Raw genomic sequence first — 22,163 nt, forward strand, 5'->3', positions numbered from 1 at the left:
GGTGGAGGCAGTGGTCGAGGGACGACGTACGGGGGCACGGTGATGGGCGCGACAGGCGGTATCGAGGAGATGACAGGGGTGTCGGAGGTGCCGGGAGCCGCCGGGGCGCACGGAGCGACGGAGAGCGAGGCGCTCGCCACGCTGCACCGGGTCTTCGGGTACGACAGCTTCCGCGGCGAGCAGGGAGCGATCATCGAGCACGTCGTCGCGGGCGGCGACGCGGTCGTGCTCATGCCCACCGGCGGCGGCAAGTCGCTCTGCTACCAGATCCCGGCCCTGGTCAGACCCGGCACCGGCGTCGTGGTCTCCCCGCTGATCGCCCTCATGCAGGACCAGGTCGACGCGCTGCGCGCGCTCGGCGTGCGCGCCGGGTTCGTCAACTCCACGCAGGATTTCGACGAGCGCCGCACGGTGGAGGCGGAGTTCCTCGCGGGCGAGCTGGACCTGCTCTACCTGGCACCGGAGCGGCTGCGCCTGGAGACCACCCGCGAGCTCCTCTCACGCGGCAAGATCTCCGTCTTCGCCATCGACGAGGCGCACTGCGTCTCCCAGTGGGGCCACGACTTCCGCCCCGACTACCTCTCCCTGGCGGTGCTCGGCGAGCGCTGGCCCGACGTCCCCCGGATCGCGCTCACCGCCACCGCCACCCGCGCGACCCACCGGGAGATCACCGAGCGGCTGCACATGCCGGCCGCCCGCCACTTCGAGGCGAGCTTCGACCGGCCCAACATCCAGTACCGGATCATCCCCAAGGCCGACCCCAAGAAGCAGCTGCTGTCGTTCCTGCGCGAGGAGCACGCCGGGGACGCGGGCATCGTCTACTGCCTCTCGCGCAACTCGGTGGAGAGGACCGCCGAGTTCCTCTGCAAGAACGGCGTCGAGGCGGTGCCGTACCACGCGGGCCTGGACGCGGGGACCCGTGCCGCGCACCAGTCCCGGTTCCTGCGCGAGGACGGCCTCGTCGTGGTGGCGACCATCGCCTTCGGCATGGGCATCGACAAGCCGGACGTCCGCTTCGTCGCCCACCTCGACCTGCCCAAGTCCGTCGAGGGCTACTACCAGGAGACCGGCCGCGCCGGCCGTGACGGGCTGCCCTCCACGGCGTGGATGGCGTACGGCCTCAACGACGTGGTGCAGCAGCGCAAGCTGATCCAGACCGGCGAGGGCGACGAGGCGTTCCGCCGCCGCGCCGCCGCCCACCTGGACTCGATGCTGGCCCTGTGCGAGACGGCCCGCTGCCGCCGCGGCCAGCTGCTCGCCTACTTCGGCCAGGAACCCGCCCCGGCGGGCTGCGGCAACTGCGACACCTGCCTGACCCCGCCGGAGACCTGGGACGGCACGGTCGCCGCGCAGAAGGTCCTCTCGACGGTGGTCCGGCTCCAGCGTGAGCGCGGGCAGAAGTTCGGCGCGGTCCAGATCATCGACATCCTCACGGGCAAGCGCACCGCCAAGGTGATCCAGTTCGACCACGACCAGCTGTCCGTGTTCGGCATCGGGGAGGACGTGTCCGAGGGCGAGTGGCGGGGCGTCGTCCGGCAGCTGCTGGCCCAGGGGCTGCTCGCGGTCGAGGGCGAGTACGGCACGCTGGTGCTGACCGAGGAGAGCGGCTCGGTGCTGCGGCGCGAGCGGGAGGTGCCGCTGCGCAAGGAGCCGAAGAAGCCGGCCGCCGCCCGCGGGTCCTCCTCCGGGCGCGGCGAACGCAAGGCGAGGACGACGGCCGCCGAGCTGCCCGCGGACCTGCAGCCCGCCTTCGAGGCGCTGCGCGCCTGGCGCGCCGAGCAGGCCCGCGAACAGGGCGTCCCGGCGTACGTCATCTTCCACGACGCGACACTCCGCGAGATCGTGACGGTCCGCCCGACGTCCGTGGCCGACCTGGGCGGCATCAGCGGCGTCGGCGAGAAGAAGCTCGCGACCTACGGGGAGGGTGTGATCGCGGCGCTCGCGGCCCTGGGGGAGGGGGCGGCACCGGGTGGCGGTGGACCGGCCCGGGCGGCGGACGGTCCGGGCGGTCAGGACAACCCGCACGACTGGCCGGACGACGAACCCGAGCCGGAGCCGGAGGACTGGATGTAGCGGCTGGATGTAACGACTGGTTGCAGCGCCCTGGTCCTCAGCTGAGCGCCGTCAGCCCCGGCGCGAAGGTGATCAGGAGGGGGATCAGGGGGACCAGCGCGGCCACCGTGGTGGTCAGGGCGCGGTCCCGGCGGCCCAGCCGGGGCGGCGGCTGGAGCAGGCGGTCGACGCGTTCGCCGAGCAGCCGCTGGCTGGAGGCGCAGGACAGGACGCCGCGGTGCTGGTTCAGCTCGATGAGGGCCAGCGCGGTGGTGAGGTGCCCGCAGCGGCGGGAGGCCGCGTCGTCGGCGGCCAGCTCGACCAGCCGGTGCGTCTGGTCGCGGAAGTGGGCGAACAGCGGCACCCGCGGGAAGCCGGTGGCCAGGGCGCCGGAGAGGTGGAGCAGCCAGTCGTGGTGGGCGCGGGCGTGGTCGCGCTCATGGGTGAGGACGGCGTCCAGCTGGTGGTCGGTCAGGCGGTGCAGGGCGCCGGTGGTGACGACCAGCTGGGACGGGTGGCCCGGCATCCACCAGGCGTCGGGGTACTCGTCCTCCAGGACCAGCACGGGCCCCCGCGCGGCCGGGAGCCCGGCGGGCAGGTCGGGGGCGCGCTCGCGCAGGTGCGCCCGCGTCACGCCGCGCCGCCGCCGCGCCTCGACCAGCTCGCGCGCGAGCATCGCGGTCGTCCAGCCGGCCCCGCAGGCCAGCAGCAGGGTCAGCGCGGCCGCCCAGGGCGGGGCGGCGGACAGGTCGTACGCGGCGGCGACGGCGGGCGGCGCCGGGGCGAACACCTGGTCGCGCACGGTGTGGAAGACGGCCGCCGCGCCGAGGACGAGCGCCGCGAGGCAGCACAGCAGGACGGCGGCCACCAGGCACTGCCACACCCACAGCGCGACCACGGGCTCCCGCTCGGTCCAGGCGGCCCGGGTCAGCGCGCGCGGAGCCGGTACCGCCGCGGTGAAGGCGACGACGCTCAGCAGGAGCAGGCAGACGGTCATGCCGATGGCTCCGGTTCCTGGTCGGATCGGGGTGCGGACGCGGATACGACTGCGAGGGGCGCCGGGCGCGACCGGATCCCACGGACCAACGCGCGCCGCCCGCCGCCAGTATGACGGCGGGCGGGGGCGGGCGTCAGGATCTGGAACCGACCGGTTCCGTCACTCCGGACCGGGCGAGCAGGAGAGGGGGAGGGGAGGCGGCCCGTCGTGCTGTTCCGCGCTCGGCGCGTTGGCGAGGCGTGCGGGGAGGCGTGCGGCGAGGGGCGTGGAGAGGCGCGTGGAGAGGCGCGTGGGTCCCGGGAGCGCCCCGTCGCGCGATCCCGCTCACCGGCGCGCGGCGGTGGCCGACGGGACCGGTCGCGACCGGTCGCGGGTTCCCGCGTCCCGGCGCGCGGCGGGGCGCGCCGGGCGCCGGAAGCGCCCAGCCGTGCGGCCCGGCTCCCGCCGAGCCGAGCAGGGATCGACAGGGATCGGATCGGCAGGGAGCCGGCCGGGATCGGGCAGGGCTCAGCCCGTCACCACGCGGCCCGTGACGTCCCCGAGGCCCACCCGGGTGCCGTCCGGTCCCGGGGCCCAGGCGGAGAGGGTGACCACGTCGCCGTCCTCCAGGAACGCCCGCTTGCCGTCGGGGAGTTCCAGCGGCTCCTGGCCGTTCCAGGTGAGTTCCAGCAGGGACCCGCGCTGACCGGGCTCGGCGCCGCTGACGGTGCCGGAGCCGTAGAGGTCGCCGGTGCGCAGGGAGGCGCCGTTGACGGTCATCTGGGCGAGCTGCTGGGCCGCGGTCCAGTACATGGTGGAGAAGGGCGGCTCGGAGACGACGTGGCCGTTGACGGCGACGGAGATCCGCAGGTCGTAGCCGCCCGGACCGTCGGCGCCCGTGGCGTCGTCCAGGTACGGCAGCAGCGGGTGGGTGCGCTCCGGCGGGGCCACCCGGGCCGCGTCCAGGGCCTCCAGCGGGGTGATCCACGCCGACACCGAGGTGGCGAAGGACTTGCCGAGGAACGGGCCGAGGGGGACGTACTCCCAGGCCTGGATGTCCCGCGCGGACCAGTCGTTGAGCAGGCACAGGCCGAAGACGTGCTCGCGGAAGTCGGCGAGCGCGACGGGCGTGCCGAGCGCGGAGGGCACGCCGACGACGAAGCCGACCTCGGCCTCGATGTCGAGGCGGACCGACGGGCCGAAGACCGGCGCGGGGTCTGCGGGGCCCTTGCGCTGCCCCGAGGGCCGTACGACGTCCGTGCCGGAGACCACGACGGTGCCGGAGCGGCCGTGGTAACCGATCGGCAGATGCTTCCAGTTGGGGGTCAGCGAGTCGGCGGCGTCGGGGCGGAAGATCTTGCCGACGTTCCGCGCGTGGTTCTCCGAGGCGTAGAAGTCGACGTAGTCCGCGACCTCGAAGGGCAGGTGCAGGGTGACCGCGGACAGCGGGTGGAACAGCGGCTCGATCGTCTCGCGGTGGCTCGGCACGGTCACCCACGCGGTCAGCGCCCGGCGCACGTCGGACCACGCGGTGCGGCCCGCGGCCAGCAGCGGGTTGAGCGTCGGCTGCGCGAGCAGGGCGGCGTAGGGGGAGCCGAGGGCGCGGGCGGCCGCGCCGGCGTCGAGGACGTGGTCGCCGAGCCGGACGCCGATCCTGCGCTCACTCCCGCCGGAGCCGGAGCCGGAGCCGTCGCTGTCGGAGCCGTCGTCGCCGGGGGCGCCCGCACCGCCGGAGGGGAGGGAGAAGACGCCGTAGGGAAGGTTGTGCGGGCCGAAGGGGTCGCCCTCGGGGACCTCGAAGGGGGGCATGGGGTTTCTGCCTCGCTTTCGTACACGCCGGGCACGCGGGTGCCGTACGTTCCTTTGTGGTCGTTCCGTCGTGATCGCTCGGATGCGCTCGATACCTGTGATCGATCCGTGTGGTCGCGCCACACGTTACGGCCGAGGTCAGTGTCTTGGGCAGTGTCTAAAGAGTTTGCAATGTCCGAATTGGTCTTGTCGGAGGGGGCAATTCCGGCTTAGCGTCCTTTGGGGGACGCGGACGGGGTGGGTCCGCTCCGTAGGGGGGACACGTGGGGGGACCCGTGGCCAGGAATGCCGTCGGCGTGCCGTTCGACGCGGATCGCGACGTGCCAGGTCTGATCGTCAAGTTCGGCGACTATCCGTTACATCACGGAGGAGTGGGAGCGATCAGAAGTCTGGGCCGCCTCGGCGTGCCCATGTACGCGATCACCGAGGACCGCTGGACGCCGGCCGCCGCGTCCCGGTATCTGGAGCGCCCGATCGTCTGGCCGACGACGGGCACCGAGGAACCGGAGCGCCTGGTCGAGGGGTTGGTGCGGATCGGCCGGCGGATCGGCCGGCCCACCGTCCTCGTGCCGACCGACGAGGAGGCGGCCGTCCTGATCGCCGAGCATCAGGAGCCGCTCGCCGACCACTTCCTCTTCCCGCGCGTCGAGCCGTCGCTGCCGCGCCGCCTGGCCAGCAAGCAGGGCCTGCACGAACTCTGCGTGGAGCACGGCATACCGAGTCCGGCGGCCGCCTTCCCGCAGTCGTACGACGACATCGTGGCCTTCGCCGAGAAGGCCCGCTTCCCGCTGGTGGCGAAGAACAGGGAGGCGTTCGTCCGGCGCAAGACGCCCGCGGTGAACGGGACCACGAAGATCGCCACGCGCGAGGGCCTGCTCACGCTCGCCCGCGACTGGGGCGAGCAGCCGGGGGTGATCCTCCAGGAGTACCTGCCGCGGGAGGAGGCCGAGGACTGGATCGTGCACGCGTACTTCGACCAGGACTCGACGCCGCTCGCGATGTTCACGGGCGTCAAGGTGCGCTCGTGGCCGCCGCACGCGGGGATGACGGCCAACGCGTACGTCGTCGACAACCCGGAACTCGCCGATCTCGCCGCGCGTTTCATCAAGGAGATCGGCTTCACCGGGATCGTCGACCTGGACCTGCGCTTCGACCGGCGCGACGGGCAGTACAAGCTGCTCGACTTCAACCCCCGCATGGGCGCCCAGTTCCGGCTCTTCGAGAACGAGTCGGGGGTGGACGTCGTCCGCGCCATGCACCTCGACCTCACCGGCCGGAGCGTGCCGGAGGGGGAACAGCGGGCCGGGCACCGCTACATCGTGGAGAACATCGACCTGCCCGCCCTGCTCGCCTACCGGCGCAGCGGCTACACCACGCCGCACGCCCCGGCCCGGCCGAGCGGCACCGAGCTGGCCTGGCTCGCGGGTGACGACCTGCGTCCGTTCGTCACGATGCTGGCGCGGTTCGTGCGGCCTGGGGCGAAGCACCTGTACCAACTCTGGCGGACCAACCGCCGGGGCAGCAGCACGTCGACGAAGTAGGCAGCTGCCTCTCGGCGGAGAGCGGGTCGGGCGGGCCCCGGGGCGGTAGGTCCTGCGGCCCGGGCGTCGGCGGCGCGTTCGGCCGCGGGTCTCGTCGTGGCCGGTCGCGCAGTTCCCCGCGCCGCTGTCGGGGCACGGTTGCGCAGGCGCCCCTTCAAGGGGCGCGGGGAACTGCGCGAACAGCCCCACCGGGCCCGCGCGGGAAGGGAGTTGAGGGACGTCTGGGTAGTCCGGTTCCGGTCGAGTCGCGAGGGCCGGGGTATCCGTATTCTCTGATCATGGCCGCACCCACCGCATATGCCGCTCGAACCAGCTACTCCCTCATCGCCACCGATCTGGACGGGACGCTGCTGCGCGGCGACGACACCCTGTCCGACCGCTCGCTCGACGCGCTCGCGCGCGCGGGGCGGGCGGGGGCCCGGCATCTGGTGGTGACAGGGCGCCCGGCGCCGAGAGTGCGGCCGCTCCTGGACGACCTCGGCGGCACCGGGCTCGCGGTCTGCGGGCAGGGCGCGCAGCTCTACGACGCCGCCGCGGACCGCCTGCTCTGGTCGGTCACCCTGGACCGGGAGCTGGCCGAAACCGCCCTCGGCAAGATCGAGGCCGAGGTGGGCCAGGTCTACGCGGCCGTGGACCAGGACGGCGTCGACGGGCTGACGCTCATCGAGCCGGGGTATCTCATGCCCCACCCGACCCTGCCCGCGGTGCGGGTGGAGCGGCGGGACGACCTGTGGTGCGAGCCGATCAGCAAGGTGCTGCTGCGCCACTGCACGCTGTCCGACGACGAGTTGGCCGCGACCGCGCGCGGAGTCGTCGGCTCCCTGGCCACCGTCACCATGTCGGGACCCGGCACCGTCGAACTTCAGCCATGCGGGATCACCAAGGCCACCGGCCTCGCGCTCGCCGCCGAGCATCTCGGGCTGAGCCCGGCCGGGACCCTCGCGTTCGGCGACATGCCCAACGACATCCCGATGTTCGACTGGGCGGCGTACGGCGTGGCGATGGCCAACGCCCACCCCGAGCTGAAGGCGGTGGCCGACGAGGTCACCCTGTCGAACGAGGACGACGGCATCGCGGTGGTCCTGGAACGACTGCTGGCCGCGGACCGGATCCGGTCCGCGGCCTAGAGCCTGGCGGGAGAGCTGCCGCCGTACGGCGTCCGGTCCCGAGCGCCGCCGCACTCGAGGGACCGGACCGCCTGCGGCGGAGGCGTCTGTCAGTACGCGCCGTTCACGTTGTCGATCGAGCCGTACACGTGGTACGCGTAGTTGCACGCGGCGGTGATGTTGGCGACCGGGTCGTAGATGTCGAACGAGGTGCCGGCCACGTGGTACGCCTGGAAGGTCGGGTCGATGACCTGGAGCAGGCCCTTGGACGGGGTGCCCTTGGCCGCGTTGGAGTCCCAGTTGTTGATGGCGTTCGGGTTGCCGGAGGACTCGCGGATCACGTTGCGGTAGATGCCGTTGTACGTGCCCGGAATGCCCTTCTCGGCCATGATCGCGAGGGACTCGCGGATCCAGCCGTCCAGGTTGTTGGAGTAGCCGGCGACGGTGCTGGACGACGTCGACGTGGTGGTGGCCGCGGATGCGGTGGTGGCACCGATCAGCGGGAGCGCGAGCACCGCGGCGCCGGCGCCGGCGACGGTGATCGTGCGGAAGAGACGGGTGCGGGTACGACCGAGCTGACCCTGAGCAGACATGAAGCGTTCCTCTCCGTCGCCTACGAGGTGAGCTGTCGGGTTCGGGCCGAAGCTGCCCGGCCGTCCCGCACGGATGCGGCACGACTTCACCCCAAGCCGGTCCGGACGTGGTGTCCGGGCCCGGCGACTTACCTGGGTCCCCCGCTCCTGCCGCTGGGTGTTTGTTCGTTGAGTGGGTGTCGAGGCGGCGGCAGGATTAGGCGTCCGCTCGACGGGTCAGGAACGTATGCGAGAGCACATGTCCGGAACAAGCCGGTGGATCACGTATCGCGCTGGTTGACCATGATCACGCCGATATGGTGTGCTTGATCCTTTGCGTCTGGAAAGCATCAACTGGCTTGTGTCGCACGGGGGATCGGCCGGAGGGGGGCCGGGGGGTGTCGGGGTGCGCCGGGGGCCGCGGGTGAGTCAACTCACGGGTGGGAGCAAGACCGGCGAATCGGGCATTAGACCCAAGTCGTAGTCAACTGACCCCGCGTGGGCGCTCGGAGGGCTGACGGAGGGCGCGCCTCCTGGAGATGGCCGATCCGTGGGCGGGATGCTCGACCGGTGAGCCCCGCCTCGGTCCGCTCTCCCTGCCGGCCGGAGTCGGCGCCGGATGCGGGTCGGTCCCGTGTCGGCCCCATGTCGGCCCCGGCCGGTCTCGCGTCGGTCTCGCGCCGGTTTCGTCCCGGTATCGCGCCGGGGTCGCGCCGGGGTCGAGTCGGTCCGGCGTCGGTCCGGCGTCGGTCCGGCGTCGGTCCCGTGTCGGTCCCGCGCCGCCTCCCCGGTGGTTCCATTCCGGATGCGGAGGGCTACATGCCGTTAAGTCGATGAATATCCATCCTTATCAGCTGATCAAAAACATAGCGGTCGTGATCCAATAGCGCCTGTCCTGTAACGGTGGGCGCTCTCGGTGATCGAAAGCTGACCGGATACGCTGACTTGAGTGATGGCAACGACCTATCGACAAACCGTGTAATCGCCAGCAGACACCAGCAGACAGGAGATCCCCCGTGACCGTCGTCGGGCCGTTCGGGCTGAGCGTGCGGGACCAGGCTCTGGAAGCCGATGTCCAGGCCGGATTGACGGCTGTCGAAGCGGGCTTGCTCGAGGCCACCAAGAGTGAGGTCCCCTTCATCACGGAGGCCGCCCAGCACCTGGTGCGCGCGGGCGGGAAGCGGTTCCGTCCGCTGCTCGTGATGCTGGCGGCGCAGTTCGGCGACCCCTACGCGCCGGGTGTCGTGCCGTCCGCCGTGGTCGTCGAGCTGACCCACCTGGCCACGCTCTATCACGACGACGTCATGGACGAGGCCGCGGTGCGCCGCGGCGTGGCCAGCGCGAACACCCGCTGGGGCAACGCCGTCGCCGTGCTGACCGGCGACTTCCTGTTCGCCCGCGCCTCGCACATCCTGGCCGACCTCGGCCCGGAGGCGGTGCGGGTGCAGGCCGAGGCGTTCGAGCGCCTGGTCACCGGCCAGATCCTGGAGACGGCGGGGCCGGCCGACGGCCGCGACCCGGTGGAGCACTACCTCGACGTGCTGGCCGGCAAGACCGGCTCGCTGGTGGCGGTCTCGTGCCGGTTCGGCGCGATGATGTCCGGCGCCGACGAGACGATCGTCGACGTCCTCACCCAGTACGGCGAGCGGCTCGGCGTGGCGTTCCAGCTCGCCGACGACGTGCTCGACATCGCCTCCGACTCGCACGAGTCCGGCAAGACCCCCGGCACGGACCTGCGGGAGGGCATCCCCACGCTGCCCGTGCTGCGGCTGCGCGAGCGCGCCGCGCGGCTCGGCCTCGCGGAGGACGTCGCCCTGTGCGAGCTGCTCGACTCCGACCTCGGCGACGACGCCCGCCTCGAAGAGGCCCTCACCGCGCTGCGCGCCCACCCCGCGCTGGAGCAGGCCCGCCGCGACACCGTGCGCTACGCGGAGGACGCCCGGTCGGCGCTGGCGCCGCTGCGCGAGTGCTACGCGAAGGCCGCGCTGCTGGAGTTGTGCGACGCGGTCGTGCACCGGGCCGGCTGACCGCGGGCTCCCTGCGGGGGGCCTCACCTCGCGGGTACCGGCTCCCTGCGGGCGCGTCGTGGTTCTTCGCGCAGTTCCCCGCGCCCCTGAGGGGCGCGGGGAACTGCGCGTTCAGCCCCCACCGGGGCCGGGGAACCCTTACGGGGTGTCATACCGCAGGCGTACGCGGAGTTGATTCCGCGGTCTGACGCTTCTTCACGGCGTATTTGGTCAGATGGACATCACGGAAATCACCACTCCTCACCGATTCGGGTGAGAATGGCGGCTCAGCGTGGACAGGTCCACATGGCCGGAAGCCGCCGCCGACGACGGAGGTAGGGCACACATGGCACCGTACGCATCCGACGACAGCAGGGACGCCGAGGAGACCGACGACCTGCGCGCCGGCCGCCGCAAGGCCGCCCGGTACGTCGTCCCGGTCGCGGTGGTGGGGGTGGCCGCGGCGACCATCGGACTGGTCCCCGCGCTCGCCGACTCCGGCGACCCCGACCTGCCGAAGATCACCGCCCAGCAGCTCATCGACAAGATCGCGGCGTCGGACGTGCAGCAGCTGTCCGGCACCGTCAGGATCAGCACCGACCTCGGCCTGCCGGACCTCGGCGGCCTGGCGGACTCCCTCACCTCGGGCGCGGCCTCCGGCGGCGGCGCGTCCGCCGACCCCTCGTCCAGGCTGACCGAACTGGCCTCCGGCACGCACACCCTGCGCGTGGCCGCCGACGGGCCCGACAAGCAGAAGGTGTCGCTGCTGGAGAACGCCGCCGAGTACAGCGTCATCCACCACGGCAAGGACGTCTGGGCCTACGACAGCAAGTCCGACGAGGTGTACCACTCGACGGCGGCCGACGGTTCCGGCGGCGCGAAGGACGAGGTGCCCGCGACCCCGAAGGACCTCACGGACGAGGCCCTGAAGTCGGTCGACGACACCACCTCCGTCACCGTCGACGGCACCGAGCGGGTCGCGGGCCGGGACGCGTACAAACTGGTGATCAAGCCCAAGCAGTCCGGCACCACGGTCGGCGCGATCAGCGTCGCGGTGGACGCGAAGACGGGCCAGCCGCTGAAGTTCACGCTGACCCCGGCGAGCGGCGGCGCGGCCGTCGTCGACGCGGGCTTCGTGAAGATCTCCTACGCCGAGCCGGCCGCCTCCACGTTCTCCTTCACCCCGCCCAAGGGCGCGAAGGTCACCGAGGGCGACGACAGCGCGTCCGGGTCCGGCAAGAGCGACAAGGACGGCAAGGACGGCAAGGGGACGAAGGGCACCGACGGCGCCCCGGGCTCCGGCGACCTGGCCGAGGGGCTCGACGGGCTGACCGTGCTGGGCAAGGGCTGGAACTCCGTGGCCACCTTCGACTCCGGCAGCGGCGGCGCCCTCACGTCGGGCGGCGACACCGGCGGCGACCTCGGCGGTCTGATCGGCTCCTACGGCGACCAGGTGTCGGGGACGTTCGGCAAGGGCACGGTCTTCTCGACCCGCCTGGTCAACGCGCTGGTCACCGACGACGGCAAGATCTACGTCGGCGCCGTCACGAAGGACGCCCTCGTCAAGGCCGCCGAGACGCATCGGTAGCCACCCACGGGGTACCCGGGCTGGCGCCGTACGGGCATGACGAAACGGGGGAGCCGATGCACGAACCGCCCGCCGCGGACGGTGGGGACGGTGTGGACGGCGGTGTCATCCGCACCCGCGGGCTGACCAAGCGGTACCGCGGCGGACAGCTCGCCGTGGACGGTCTCGACCTGACCGTTCCGGCGGGCAGCGTCTTCGGCTTCCTCGGCCCGAACGGCTCCGGCAAGACCACCACCATCCGCATGCTGATGGGCCTGATCGAACCCACCTCCGGCACCGCCCGGGTCCTCGGCCGTCCCATGCCCCGCTCCGCTCCCACCGTCCTCCCGCAGGTCGGCGCGCTCATCGAGGGCCCGGCCCTGTACGGCTTCCTGAACGGCCGGGACAACCTCCTGCGCTACGACGCCGCCGACCCGACCGCCGACCCGCGCACCCGGGCCGCGCGCGTCGCCGCCGCCCTGGACCGGGTGGGCCTGACTGCCGCGGCGGGCAAGCGGGCGAAGGCGTACTCCCTGGGCATGAAACAGCGGCTCGGCCTCGCCGCCGCGCTGCTCCGGCCGCGCCGGCTGCTGGTCCTGGACGAGCCGACCAACGGCCTCGACCCGCAGGGGATGCGGGAGATCCGCTCCCTGGTGCGGGAGCTGGCCTCCGACGGCACGACCGTCTTCCTCTCCTCCCACCTCCTCGACGAGATCGAGCAGGTCTGCACCCACGCCGCCGTGATGGCCCGGGGCCGGCTGGTCACCCAGGGCACGGTCGCCGAACTGGCGGCGGCCACCCGGGGACGGCTCGCCGTCACCACCCCGGACACGGCGGACGCGGCCCGCGTCCTGAAGGAACACGGCGTCGCCGACGTGGTGGTGGCCGGCGACCGGGTCACCGGCGAGCCGCCGGACGGTGAACCGGCCGAGCTGAACGCGGCGTTGGTCGCGGCGGGGGTCCGTGTGCGCGGCTTCGGGGTGGAACGGGCGTCCCTGGAGGACGCGTTCGTGGCGCTGACGGGGGAGGGGTTCGATGTCGCGGGCTGAGGCGGACGCGCCGGGGGCACCGGGGGCGGCCATGGCGGAGGGCGCTGCGGCGCACGCCGTGACCGTGCGCGCGCCGAGCCCCCTGTGGACCCTCGGCCTGCTGCGCAACGAGCTGCTGACCACCTTCCGGCGCTGGCGGACCCTCGCGCTGCTCGGCGTGCTGGCCGCCGTGCCGGTCCTGGTGGGCATCGCGGTGAAGATCGAGACCCGGGGCGGCGGCTCGGCCGGCGGCGACGCCGGGGCGGGGCCCGCCTTCATCGCGCAGGTGACCAACAACGGGCTGTTCCTGGTGTTCACGGCGCTCGCCGCGACGCTGCCGTTCTTCCTGCCGATGACGGTGGGGGTGGTCGCGGGCGACGCGCTGGCCGGGGAGGCGGACGCGGGCACACTGCGCTATCTGCTGGTCGCCCCGGCGGGCCGCACGCGGCTGCTGTGCGTCAAGTACGCGACCACGATGGCCTTCTGCCTGGTGGCCACGCTCGTCGTCGCGGTCACCGCGCTGGCCGTCGGGGCGCTGCTGTTCCCGGTCGGCGACCTGACGACCATCTCCGGCACCCGGATCAGCTTCGGCGACGGCCTGGGCCGGGCTCTGCTGATCGCCCTCGTGGTGGCCGCGTCACTGATCGGGCTGGCGGCGCTCGGCCTGTTCGTCTCCACGCTGACCGGCAGTGGCATCGCGGCGATGGCCACGACGGTGGGTCTGCTGATCACGGTCCAGATCCTCGACCAGATCCCGCAGCTGCACGCGATCCGCCCGTACTTCTTCTCCCACTACTGGCTGTCCTTCGCGGACCTGATGCGCGACCCCGTGTACTGGCCCGACCTCCTGAAGAACCTGGAGCTCCAGGCCCTGTACGCGGCGGTCTTCGGCTCGGCGGCCTGGGCCCGCTTCACATCGAAGGACATCACCACGTAGCGGCTCCGCCGGGGCCGGACGACGACGCGCCTGTGCGCGCGGCACGGTGCCGAGACGCGGCCGCGGGCCGGTGGGGGTTGCTCGCGCAGTTCCCCGCGCCCCTGGGGAGCGCGGGCGCCAGCCCCGTCAGGGGCGCGGGGAACTGCGCGACAAGCCACGACGGGGCCGCGCGGGGTGACTATGCCGAGCGCTCGGCCGCAGGCCGCTCGTGGGGGAAGCGGGCCGGTGGCGCCTCGCGCGCGAAGAACGTCTTGGCCCGCGCCAGCGCCCCCGCGTCGCTCAGCACGTCCCCCCGCCGGCTCCCGTTGCCCGTCAGCACCCCGCCGAAGCGCATCTTCAGATACGCCGCCGAGTTGTTGAGCGTGCCCACCAGCGGGTCGGCGACGCTGGGCTCGTCGTCGGCGAGCGCGCTGACGCCCCACAGCGTCCGCCCGGCCATGGCGGCCTTGAAGTCGAGGCCGTCGGTGCGCAGCCAGCCCGACCAGTGGTCCAGGTAGCGCTTGGTGAGCCCGGACACCGAGTACCAGTACACCGGCGAGGCGATCACGATGTCGGTCGCGGCGAGCGTGGCGTCCAGCAGCAGCCCGACCGCGCCGCCGGCGGGCGGGCGCACGTGGTCGGAGTCGCGGCGCAGGTCCACGAAGTCGGGCAGCGGATGCTCGGCCAGGCTGATCCACTGCTGCTCGACGTCCGCGGGCAGCTGCTCGGCCGCCCGGCGGGCCAGCAGCTCGGTGTTGCCCTCGGCGCGGCTGCTGCCCAGCACGAACAGGAAACGGCGGGTCATCGGTTCCCCCAGGGAGTCGGCGTGATCGACGTGGCCAACGTAGTAGGCGCACGACAATAACATGCGCTTGCATTATATGCGTACGCAATTATCTGTCCAGGGCGTCACCCGGAACCCCCGCCCCCGGGCCGGCTCTCAGCCCCGTCCACACCCCCGCCCCCAGTCCCGCCCGCTCCTCGCCGGCGCGGGCCGTCCGCAGCAGCAGCGCCTCCTGTCCATGCGCGGCCACCACCTGGAGCCCGACCGGGCAGCCGTCCGCGCCGAACCCGGCCGGCAGGCTGAGCGCCGGATGGCCGCTCAGGTTGAACGCCCAGGTCAGCGCCGTGGAGTAGCGCTCCCCTGGTCCGTCGTGGCCGTGCGGCTGCCGCGGGGTCGCGGGGGTGAGCAGGAGCGCGGCGCGGCCGAACAGGGCGGCCAGGACGCGGTCGTTCACGGCGCGGACGCGCAGCGCGGCACGGTCGGGCGCCCCGGCGGCGGGGGAGCGGAGGGCGCACCACGCGGGGGCCGGGTCGCGCAGCCGGAGCGGCGCGGCGGGATGCACCAGCCGTACGACACCGGCGTCCACGAGCCGCCGTACCGCGTCCCGGGCGACCGCGACCGTCCCGGCGTCGCAGTCCGCGAAACCGAGGTCGGCCGACCAGACGGCGGGTACGGGCGGCGCCGCGGCCGAAGGGCCACGAGCGCCCGGCCGTCCGGCGCCGAGCGCCCGCAGGCACAGCTCGGCGTCCGCCGCGTACCGGGCCACGAACCCCGCGGCGGCCAGCCCCGTCCGGTCCCGCGCGGGCAGGAGCCCGTTCGTGGTCTTCAGGCCGAGCACCCCGCACCACGCGGCGGGGATCCGCACCGAACCGGCGCCGTCGCTGCCGGTCGCCAACGGGACCAGACCCGCGGCGACCGCCGCCGCGGAGCCCGCCGAGGAACCGCCCGGCGTCCGGTCGGCCCGCCACGGGTTGACCGTACGGCCGCCCGCGCCGAGCCCCCAGGTCTGCCACGGGGTGCCGGGTCCGGGCACGGAGGTCGCGCCGACCGGGACGCAGCCGGCCGCGAGCAGCGCCCCCGCCGACCGCAGACCGTGCCGCCCCTTCACCCCGATCGGCACCCCGGCCAGCGGCGGCCGCTCGCCGTCCGCGATCCGCGCGTCCACCTCCCCGGCCCGGCGCAGCGCCGCCTCGCCCCACACCTCGGCGAACGCGCACAGCACGGGCTCGGCCCGCTCGATCCGGTCCAGCGCGGCGGCCACGACGTCGACGGCGCGCAGCTCACCGGCGCGCACGGCGGCGGCCGTCCGCCGCGCGGACCACGGGCCGCCGGCCTGTGCACCGGGAGGCGGCGGGGTCAGCGGATCCGCCCCGCGGCGCCCGTCAGCCGCGCCAGCGCCTCCGCCTCGCGCGGCGGCCCGCCGGCGAGGTCGCCGAGGCGCCAGGCGGGCACCCACGGCACCCGGTACACGTCGATCACGGACTCGATCAGGCGGATGCGCCGGTCCAGTGGGCGGGGCAGACGGCCCGGCGCGTCGGCGACCAGCACGACCGCGTCGAGGTCGAGGCCGCCCGGCGTCTCGCCCCGCCGGAACAGCTCGAGGACCTGGACGGTGGCGTCCAGCCCGGACGCATGGGTACGGGCGACCAGCAGCACCGAGGAGGGGTCGGCGGGGCGCGGCCACTCCCGGCCGCAGTCCTGACCGCCGTAGACGGCCGCGAGCGTGGTGGCGCCCGCCCCGCCGTGCGTGGCCAGCCACGAGAACCGCCGGGGGGTCACCGCGCCCGGCGGCCCGGCGGCCGGCCGCCCGGACCCGGGGGACGGCACCGGCGGGCTCGACGGCCCTCCGCCGGGCGGAACCGGTCGCGCGCCGCCGGCCGGTCCACGCAGCCATATCTCGGGACCCGGTCGCACACCTGTCTGCATTGCCCCCTCCTCCCGCGCCGCCCGCCACCGTTCCACGCCTCGTCACGGCAGGGTGCCGGGCTCCTGGGACGAGCCTGTGACGCCACGGTGACCTGAGTACGGGGTGCGAGCGGAGAGACTCAACAGTAAGCGTACGAGCCAACTGCGCCCGGAGGATGCGATCGTGACGGCGGGGGAGCACCTGCACGACGGCCGGAGGAGCACCATGGAACCCGCACGCGCCGCCCGCCGACTTCCCGACGTATCCGAGTGAGGGAACCGATGACCCGACTCAGCCGTGAGAAGAAGCGGGACACCCGGCACGCCGTCGCTCCGGCCGGTCCGCCGATCGACATCCGGGTGCCCGCGGAGCCGGGGGTGGGGCGGCCCGGCGCGGGCGTCGCCACCGTCGGCGGGGTCCCGGTCGCGGCGGCGCCGGGCGAGGAGATCCAGCACACGATCCTGGACCATCTGCACCGGATCGCGCTCTCCACCGGCCGCCCGGTGTTCGCGACGGTCCGCGACGACCGCATCGGCTACGTCGTCCCGCTCCAGGTCGACCCGGACGGCGCGAGCCGCTTCACGGCAGACCCGGTACCCACGGCTCCGCCGGGTTCGCAGGGTCCGTCGACGCCGGTCGCGCCCGCGCAGGGTCCGCTGCTCCCGCCCGCGCCCGCGCCCGCTCACGTGGCGCCCCCTCAGCTCCTGCCGACCCAGGGCCAGTCCGGTCAGGCCTCGTCCGGTCAGGTTTCGCCTGGTCAGGTCTCGGCCGGCCAGGTTTCGTCCGGTCAGGTCTCGCCCGGTCAGGTCTCGTCCGGCCAGGGTCCGGCGGGGCCGGTCCCGTCGGCGGCGGTGCCGTCCGCGCCGGAGCAGGGGGCTGCGCCCGTGTCGGCGGACGGGCCGGTCCCGTCGGCTCAGGCTCGAAGCGGTGCTCCGGGCGCGCAGCCGGGCCAGGTCCGTGACCCGCACGCGGGGTCGGCCGGGAACGGCCGGCCCGTGGACGGCGGCAGCGGCGCGAGCGGCGACGACGGCGTGGCAGGTCCGGGCGAGGCCGCCCCCGCGCCCCGGCGCGACAAGCCCACCCATCACCTCCGCCAGGTCGGCGAGCCCGTCCGGGACGCCACCCCGACGTTCCCGCTGCGGTCCGTCCCCGAGCCCACGCCGCTCGGCGGGGCCGTACCGCACCACGAGACCGCGCCCACCTTCCCGCTGCGCGCCGTACCGGAGCCCGCAGACGCGCCCCCGCCCGGCACGGTCGCCGCCCCGACCGGGGCGTTCGGACCGCCTCCGGCGATGGACGCGCCCGCCCCCGCACGGACGGAACCGTCCCCCGCACGGACGGCGTCCCCGGCTCCGGCCGAACCGTCCCCGGCCCTGCCCGAACCGTCCCCGGTACGGGCCGAACCGTCCCCGGCGACCGCCACGCCCTCCCGGGCGCCCGCCACTCCCTCCCAGGCCTTCGGCTCGCCTTCCCGGGCGCCCGGAACGTCCTCCCCGGTGCCCGCCACGCCCTCCCCGGCGGCGGACGCCCCGCCCCGGCCCGAGGACGCGCCGCGCCGATCGAAGGGCGTGTCCCTGGCGCCCCCCGTCGACATCGCCGCGCGTGAGCCCGAGCCGGATCCCAAGCCGACCCCGGCCCGCGGGTTCGACGCCGTCGCCGAGGCGGTGCTCGGGGACACCCCGCCGACCATCACCGTCGAGGGCGCCGCCCTGCTGAACGGGCCGCTGGAGCAGATCAACGAGGCCGTCAAGGGCGGCCGTATCGACGCGGCGGCGGAACTGGCCGCGCGCACGGTCACCGAGGCGTCGCGGGCGCTGGGCGCCGGGCACCCCGAGGTGCTGCGGCTGCGCGAGCTCACCGCCTACATCGCCTACCTCGCCGGTGACCCGGTCCGCTCCTTCCGGCTCTCCCTCGACCTCGCCGGCCTGCGCCGCCGCGCCGGGGACGGGGAGGCGGCGTACGGCAACATCCAGAGCGCCGCGGCCGCCTGGCGCGCGGTGCGCGACCCCGAGCAGGGCCTCGCGCTCGGCCGCGAACTGATCGGGCTGTGGACGGAGCTGACCGCCGAGGACGGACCGGCCGCCGACGACATCGAGCAGCTGGAGTCCGCCCGCGCCCGCATGGGCCGCCTCACCGAACGCGCCCGCGGCCGTCGCGGCTGACGGGGGCGACCGGCGGGGGAGAGAGGCCAGGGAGGGCGGACCGGGCGGGCGTCAGCTGACGCAGAACTCGTTGCCCTCCGGGTCCGCCATGACCACCCACTGCCCGGCCGGCTCGTCCACCCGCCGCAGCACGCTCGCGCCCAGCGCCACCAGCCGCGCCACCTCGTCGTCCCGCCGCCCCTCACCCGGGTGCAGGTCGAGGTGGAGCCGGTTCTTGCCGGTCTTGGGTTCCGGCACCCGCTGGAACAGCACCCGCCGCCCCAGCCCGGTGCCGCGCTCCTGGTCGTAGGGGTCGTCGGGGTGCCGTACGGCGATCAGGTCCCGGAAGGCCGGGCGGCCGTGGTACTCGACGGTGGCCGCCCCGGGCAGCGCGCCCGCCGCCAGCAGCCGTTCGACGAAGGCGCTGTTGTCCTCGGTCTCGTAGTGCAGCGCGGCGGCCCAGAAGTCGGCCTGGGTGTGCGGATCGGCGGCGTCCACGACGAGCTTCCAGTGCACGGGCCGCGGCAGGGGAGAGTCGCTCATACGACCACTCATATGCGCCGCGGCGACGGGCGGGAAGGCGAAACGCCGGGATGTCTCAGACAGCCTCGGCGGCCTCGGTGTTCGCGGCGGCCTCGGCGGCGTCGGCCGCATGGGCGGTCGCGACGGCGGCGGTGGTCGCGGCCGGAGCGGGCTGCGGCGCGACGGCCGTCGGCACGGCCGCGGCGCGCGCCCGGTGCGCCGTCCGCCACGCGTCCGCGGTGAGCAGCGTCAGCGCGAGCCACACCAGCGCGAAGCCCGCCCAGCGCTCCGCCGGCATCGCCTCGTGGAAGTAGAGGATGCCGAGCAGGAACTGGAAGACCGGCGCGAGGTACTGGAGCAGGCCCAGCGTCGACAGCGGCACCCGGATCGCCGCCGCGCCGAAGCACACCAGCGGCAGCGCGGTGACGACACCGGTCGAGGCGAGCAGGGCCGCGTGCCCCGGCGTACCGGTGGTGAAGGTCGAGTCGCCGTGCGCGGTGAGCCAGATCAGGTAGGCGACCGCGGGCACGAACTGGATCGCGGTCTCGGCGGCCAGCGATTCGATGCCGCCCAGGTTGACCTTCTTCTTCACCAGCCCGTACGTGGCGAAGGAGAAGGCGAGGCAGAGCGAGATCCACGGCGGGCGGCCGTAGCCGATGGTGAGCACGACGACCGCGGCGAAGCCGACGCCGACCGCCAGCCACTGCACGGGCCGCAGCCGCTCCTTCAGCAGCAGCACGCCCATGGCTATGGTGACCAGCGGGTTGATGAAGTAGCCGAGCGACGCCTCGACGACATGGCCGCTGTTCACGGACCAGATGTAGACGCCCCAGTTGACGGTGATCACGGCCGCGGCGACCGCGACCAGGGCGAGCCTGCGCGGCTGCCGCAGCAGCTCACCGGCCCAGGCCCAGCGCCGTACGAAGAGCAGCGCGGCCGCGACGAAGACGGCCGACCACGCCATCCGGTGGGCCAGGATCTCCACCGCCCCGGCCGGCTTCAGCAGGGGCCAGAACAGGGGCACGAGGCCCCACATCCCGTACGCCGCGAAGCCGTTCAGCAGTCCTGTCTGCCGCTCACCCCTCGACTTCCCGGCCACCCGGTCCCTCCCCTTCACCCCGCACACCCTCGTGCGCACACCTGTGTCTGCAGCATGAAGGTAGCGCCGGAGGCCCCCGCCTGTCATGTCCGTATCGCCATACGGTCATGACAGACGGGGGCGGGGGCGTGTCAGCCCTTGAGCGCCGCGGCGACGGCCTCCGAGAGCGGGGTCGTCGGGCGGCCCGCCAGCCGGGAGAGGTCGCCGCTCTCCACCACCAGCTCGCCCTGCTCGATGGACGCGTCCACGCCCGCGAGGATCGCCGCGAGCGGCGCGGGCAGTCCGGCCCCGGCCAGGATGCCCTGGAGCGCCTCGACGGAGACGGAGTTGTAGGCGATCTCCCGGCCGGTCTGCCGGCTCAGCTCGGCCGCGTACTCGGCGAAGCTCCACGCCTCGTCGCCGCCGAGCTCGTACGTCGTGTTCTCGTGGCCCTCGCCGGTGAGCACGGCGACCGCGGCGGCCGCGTAGTCCGCGCGGGCCGCGGAGGAGATCCGGCCCTCGCCGGCCGCCTGGACGACCGCGCCGTGCGCCAGCACCGGGGCCAGGTTCTCGGTGTAGTTCTCGTGGTACCAGCCGTTGCGCAGCAGCGAGTACGGCACGCCGGAGGCGAGGATCGCCGCCTCGGTGCCGCGGTGGTCGTCGGCGAGCGCGGCGGTGAGGCTGCCGGGCGCGCTGGTGTAGGCGAACAGGGCGACCCCGGCCGCCTTCGCGGCTTCGAGGACGGCCGTGTGCTGCCCGACCCTGCCCTTGTCGAACTCGTTGCCGGAGATCAGCAGCACCTTGTCCCCGGCCGCGAACAGCCCGTCGAGGGTCTCGGGCGCGTTGTAGTCGGCGACCGCGACGCGCACGCCGCGCGCGGCGAGGCCGGCGGCCTTCTCCGGGGTGCGTACGACCGCGGTGATCTGCTCCGCGGGCACCTTCTCCAGCAGCTGCTCCACGACGTGGCGGCCCAGGTGGCCGGTGGCTCCGGTGACGACGATGCTCATGATTCGGAATCTCCTTGTGGGGTGGCGATGACACTTACCCTAGGAGTTGCACTAACCAAACGAAAGTACCCACTTTGAAGTAAGGTACTGGTCCTGAGGTAAGGTACCACCATGGCCGTAAGCGCAACGGAGTCCGCCACCGAGTCCGCCACCGAGAGTGCCCCCCAGCCCGCCGCCGAGAGCGCCGCCCGCTCCGCCGCTCCCTCCACCGGGAGCGCGCTGTACGACACCCGCGAGGCGATGTGCCCGTACCGGCTGGTGCTGGAGCACGTCACCAGCCGCTGGGGCGTGCTCGTGCTCATCGAGCTGCTCGACCGCCCCTACCGCTTCAGCGAGCTGCGCCGCGCGATCGGCAGGGTCAGCGAGAAGATGCTCACCCAGACCCTCCAGACGCTGGAGCGCGACGGCCTGGTCCACCGCGACGCCAAGCCGGTCATCCCGCCCCGCGTCGACTACTCCCTCACCGACCTCGGCCGCGAGGCGGCGGAGCAGGTGCGCGGGCTCGCGCTGTGGACGAAGGAGCGCATGGCCGACGTGGAGAAGGCGCGGGAGGTCTACGACACCGCCCGCGGCCGGGCCTAGGGCCTGTCGTCCCCTTCCCGTCCGCCACGCGACGACGGGCCCTGGGGAGCGCGGCGGCACTCACGGGAAAGGCCCCGGGCGGGACGCGCCCGGGGCCTCGTACGTCCTAGCCGACGACCGTCCAGGTGTCTGCGCCCGCGAGGAGTGTGGCCAGGTCGCCCTTGCCGTTCTGCTCGATGGCCGCGTCCAGTTGGTCGGACATCTGGGTGTCGTAGACGGGGCGTTCGACGGCGCGGAAGACGCCGATGGGGGTGTGGTGCAGGGTGTCGGGGTCGGCGAGCCGGGAGAGTGCGAACGCGGTGGTCGGGGATGCGGCGTGGGCGTCGTGGACGACGAGGTCGGCTTCGTTGTCGTCGGTGACGGTGACCACGCGCAGGTCGCCGGTGGCATGGTCGCGGACCACGCCGCGGTTTTTGTCGGTGCCGAAGCGGATGGGTTCGCCGTGGTGCAGGCGGATGAGGGTGTTCTCGGCCTGGTGGCGGTCCTTGAGGGCGTCGAAGGCGCCGTCGTTGAAGATGTTGCAGTTCTGGTAGATCTCCACCAGGGCGGTGCCGGGGTGGGCGGCGGCGG

Annotated in this window: 18 protein-coding genes, 1 pseudogene and 1 riboswitch; of the genes and pseudogenes, 9 read left to right on the forward strand and 10 right to left on the reverse strand. The window is 73.8% G+C overall.

The genetic code is table 11. The annotated features are described in order from the left end of the window. The first annotated feature begins 42 nt into the window (after positions 1-42). Positions 43-2,073, forward strand: coding sequence for a DNA helicase RecQ (recQ, locus tag WN71_RS16735; RefSeq protein ID WP_046585929.1), 2,031 nt, complete (start codon positions 43-45; stop codon positions 2,071-2,073). Positions 2,074-2,110: 37 nt separating this feature from the next. Here recQ and WN71_RS16740 read toward each other — a convergent pair whose 3' ends face one another. Both WN71_RS16740 and fahA read right to left on the reverse strand, forming a co-directional pair. After that, complete coding sequence (locus WN71_RS16740) at positions 2,111-3,049, reverse strand: M56 family metallopeptidase (protein WP_046585927.1); 939 nt, start codon at positions 3,047-3,049, stop codon at positions 2,111-2,113. Between the two features lie 507 nt (positions 3,050-3,556). Then, positions 3,557-4,837, reverse strand: a complete 1,281-nt coding sequence (gene fahA / locus WN71_RS16745) for a fumarylacetoacetase (protein WP_046585925.1) — start codon at positions 4,835-4,837, stop codon at positions 3,557-3,559. 296 nt (positions 4,838-5,133) lie between these two features. On the opposite strand from fahA, the gene WN71_RS16750 reads away from it, so the two are divergent. Both WN71_RS16750 and WN71_RS16755 read left to right on the forward strand, forming a co-directional pair. Continuing rightward, complete coding sequence (locus WN71_RS16750) at positions 5,134-6,378, forward strand: carboxylate--amine ligase (RefSeq protein ID WP_046585922.1); 1,245 nt, start codon at positions 5,134-5,136, stop codon at positions 6,376-6,378. A gap of 278 nt (positions 6,379-6,656) precedes the next feature. Further along, complete coding sequence (locus tag WN71_RS16755) at positions 6,657-7,505, forward strand: Cof-type HAD-IIB family hydrolase (protein WP_046585920.1); 849 nt, start codon at positions 6,657-6,659, stop codon at positions 7,503-7,505. Positions 7,506-7,594: 89 nt separating this feature from the next. On the opposite strand, the gene WN71_RS16760 is transcribed toward WN71_RS16755, so the two are convergent. Further along, entirely contained in the window at positions 7,595-8,077 is a 483-nt protein-coding gene (locus WN71_RS16760; protein WP_046585918.1) for a transglycosylase SLT domain-containing protein, read from the reverse strand. 2 nt (positions 8,078-8,079) lie between these two features. Beyond that, a riboswitch (cyclic di-AMP (ydaO/yuaA leader) is annotated at positions 8,080-8,247 on the reverse strand. 825 nt (positions 8,248-9,072) lie between these two features. Between WN71_RS16760 and WN71_RS16765 the strand changes: the two genes are divergently transcribed. The 4 genes from WN71_RS16765 (at position 9,073) to WN71_RS16780 (ending at position 13,594) form a co-directional block, all read left to right on the forward strand. Then, positions 9,073-10,083, forward strand: a complete 1,011-nt coding sequence (locus tag WN71_RS16765; RefSeq protein WP_046585917.1) for a polyprenyl synthetase family protein — start codon at positions 9,073-9,075, stop codon at positions 10,081-10,083. A 325-nt stretch (positions 10,084-10,408) separates the two neighbouring features. Then, positions 10,409-11,650, forward strand: coding sequence for a LolA family protein (locus WN71_RS16770; RefSeq protein WP_046585915.1), 1,242 nt, complete (start codon positions 10,409-10,411; stop codon positions 11,648-11,650). A gap of 56 nt (positions 11,651-11,706) precedes the next feature. Beyond that, positions 11,707-12,678, forward strand: coding sequence for an ABC transporter ATP-binding protein (locus WN71_RS16775; protein WP_046585913.1), 972 nt, complete (start codon positions 11,707-11,709; stop codon positions 12,676-12,678). After that, positions 12,665-13,594 (forward strand): ABC transporter permease, encoded by a 930-nt coding sequence (locus WN71_RS16780; RefSeq protein ID WP_079177908.1) that lies wholly within the window; start codon positions 12,665-12,667, stop codon positions 13,592-13,594. The genes WN71_RS16775 and WN71_RS16780 overlap by 14 nt, the downstream gene beginning before the upstream one ends. 178 nt (positions 13,595-13,772) lie before the next feature. On the opposite strand, the gene WN71_RS16785 is transcribed toward WN71_RS16780, so the two are convergent. The 3 genes from WN71_RS16785 to WN71_RS42730 all read right to left on the reverse strand — a co-directional run bounded on the left by WN71_RS16785 (position 13,773) and on the right by WN71_RS42730 (position 16,283). Continuing rightward, positions 13,773-14,378, reverse strand: coding sequence for a flavodoxin family protein (locus WN71_RS16785; RefSeq protein ID WP_046585908.1), 606 nt, complete (start codon positions 14,376-14,378; stop codon positions 13,773-13,775). Positions 14,379-14,466: 88 nt separating this feature from the next. Further along, the gene (locus WN71_RS16790; RefSeq protein ID WP_240529679.1) at positions 14,467-15,651 is read right to left on the reverse strand and encodes an amidase; all 1,185 of its coding nucleotides are present in this window, start codon (positions 15,649-15,651) and stop codon (positions 14,467-14,469) included. Positions 15,652-15,713: 62 nt separating this feature from the next. Next, entirely contained in the window at positions 15,714-16,283 is a 570-nt protein-coding gene (locus WN71_RS42730) for a DUF6668 family protein (protein WP_063777709.1), read from the reverse strand. A gap of 261 nt (positions 16,284-16,544) precedes the next feature. On the opposite strand from WN71_RS42730, the gene WN71_RS16800 reads away from it, so the two are divergent. Further along, positions 16,545-18,425 (forward strand): hypothetical protein, encoded by a 1,881-nt coding sequence (locus WN71_RS16800; protein ID WP_046585903.1) that lies wholly within the window; start codon positions 16,545-16,547, stop codon positions 18,423-18,425. 51 nt (positions 18,426-18,476) lie between these two features. On the opposite strand, the gene WN71_RS16805 is transcribed toward WN71_RS16800, so the two are convergent. From WN71_RS16805 to WN71_RS16815, 3 genes are all read right to left on the reverse strand, one after another. Next, a complete protein-coding gene (locus tag WN71_RS16805; RefSeq protein WP_046585901.1) occupies positions 18,477-18,947 on the reverse strand; it encodes a VOC family protein in 471 nt (156 codons plus the stop codon). Positions 18,948-19,002: 55 nt separating this feature from the next. After that, complete coding sequence (rarD, locus tag WN71_RS16810) at positions 19,003-20,025, reverse strand: EamA family transporter RarD (protein WP_046585899.1); 1,023 nt, start codon at positions 20,023-20,025, stop codon at positions 19,003-19,005. Between the two features lie 131 nt (positions 20,026-20,156). Further along, complete coding sequence (locus tag WN71_RS16815) at positions 20,157-21,011, reverse strand: SDR family oxidoreductase (RefSeq protein ID WP_046585897.1); 855 nt, start codon at positions 21,009-21,011, stop codon at positions 20,157-20,159. 240 nt (positions 21,012-21,251) lie between these two features. Here WN71_RS16815 and WN71_RS16820 point away from each other — a divergent pair, with 240 nt between their 5' ends. Beyond that, entirely contained in the window at positions 21,252-21,593 is a 342-nt protein-coding gene (locus tag WN71_RS16820) for a winged helix-turn-helix transcriptional regulator (protein WP_046586081.1), read from the forward strand. 106 nt (positions 21,594-21,699) lie between these two features. On the opposite strand, the pseudogene WN71_RS16825 reads toward WN71_RS16820, so the two are convergent. Continuing rightward, positions 21,700-22,163, reverse strand: a pseudogene (locus WN71_RS16825) (2-oxoacid:ferredoxin oxidoreductase subunit beta); the annotation flags it as partial.

Source organism: Streptomyces mangrovisoli (genome assembly GCF_000974985.2).
In the GTDB taxonomy this organism is placed as follows: domain Bacteria; phylum Actinomycetota; class Actinomycetes; order Streptomycetales; family Streptomycetaceae; genus Streptomyces; species Streptomyces mangrovisoli.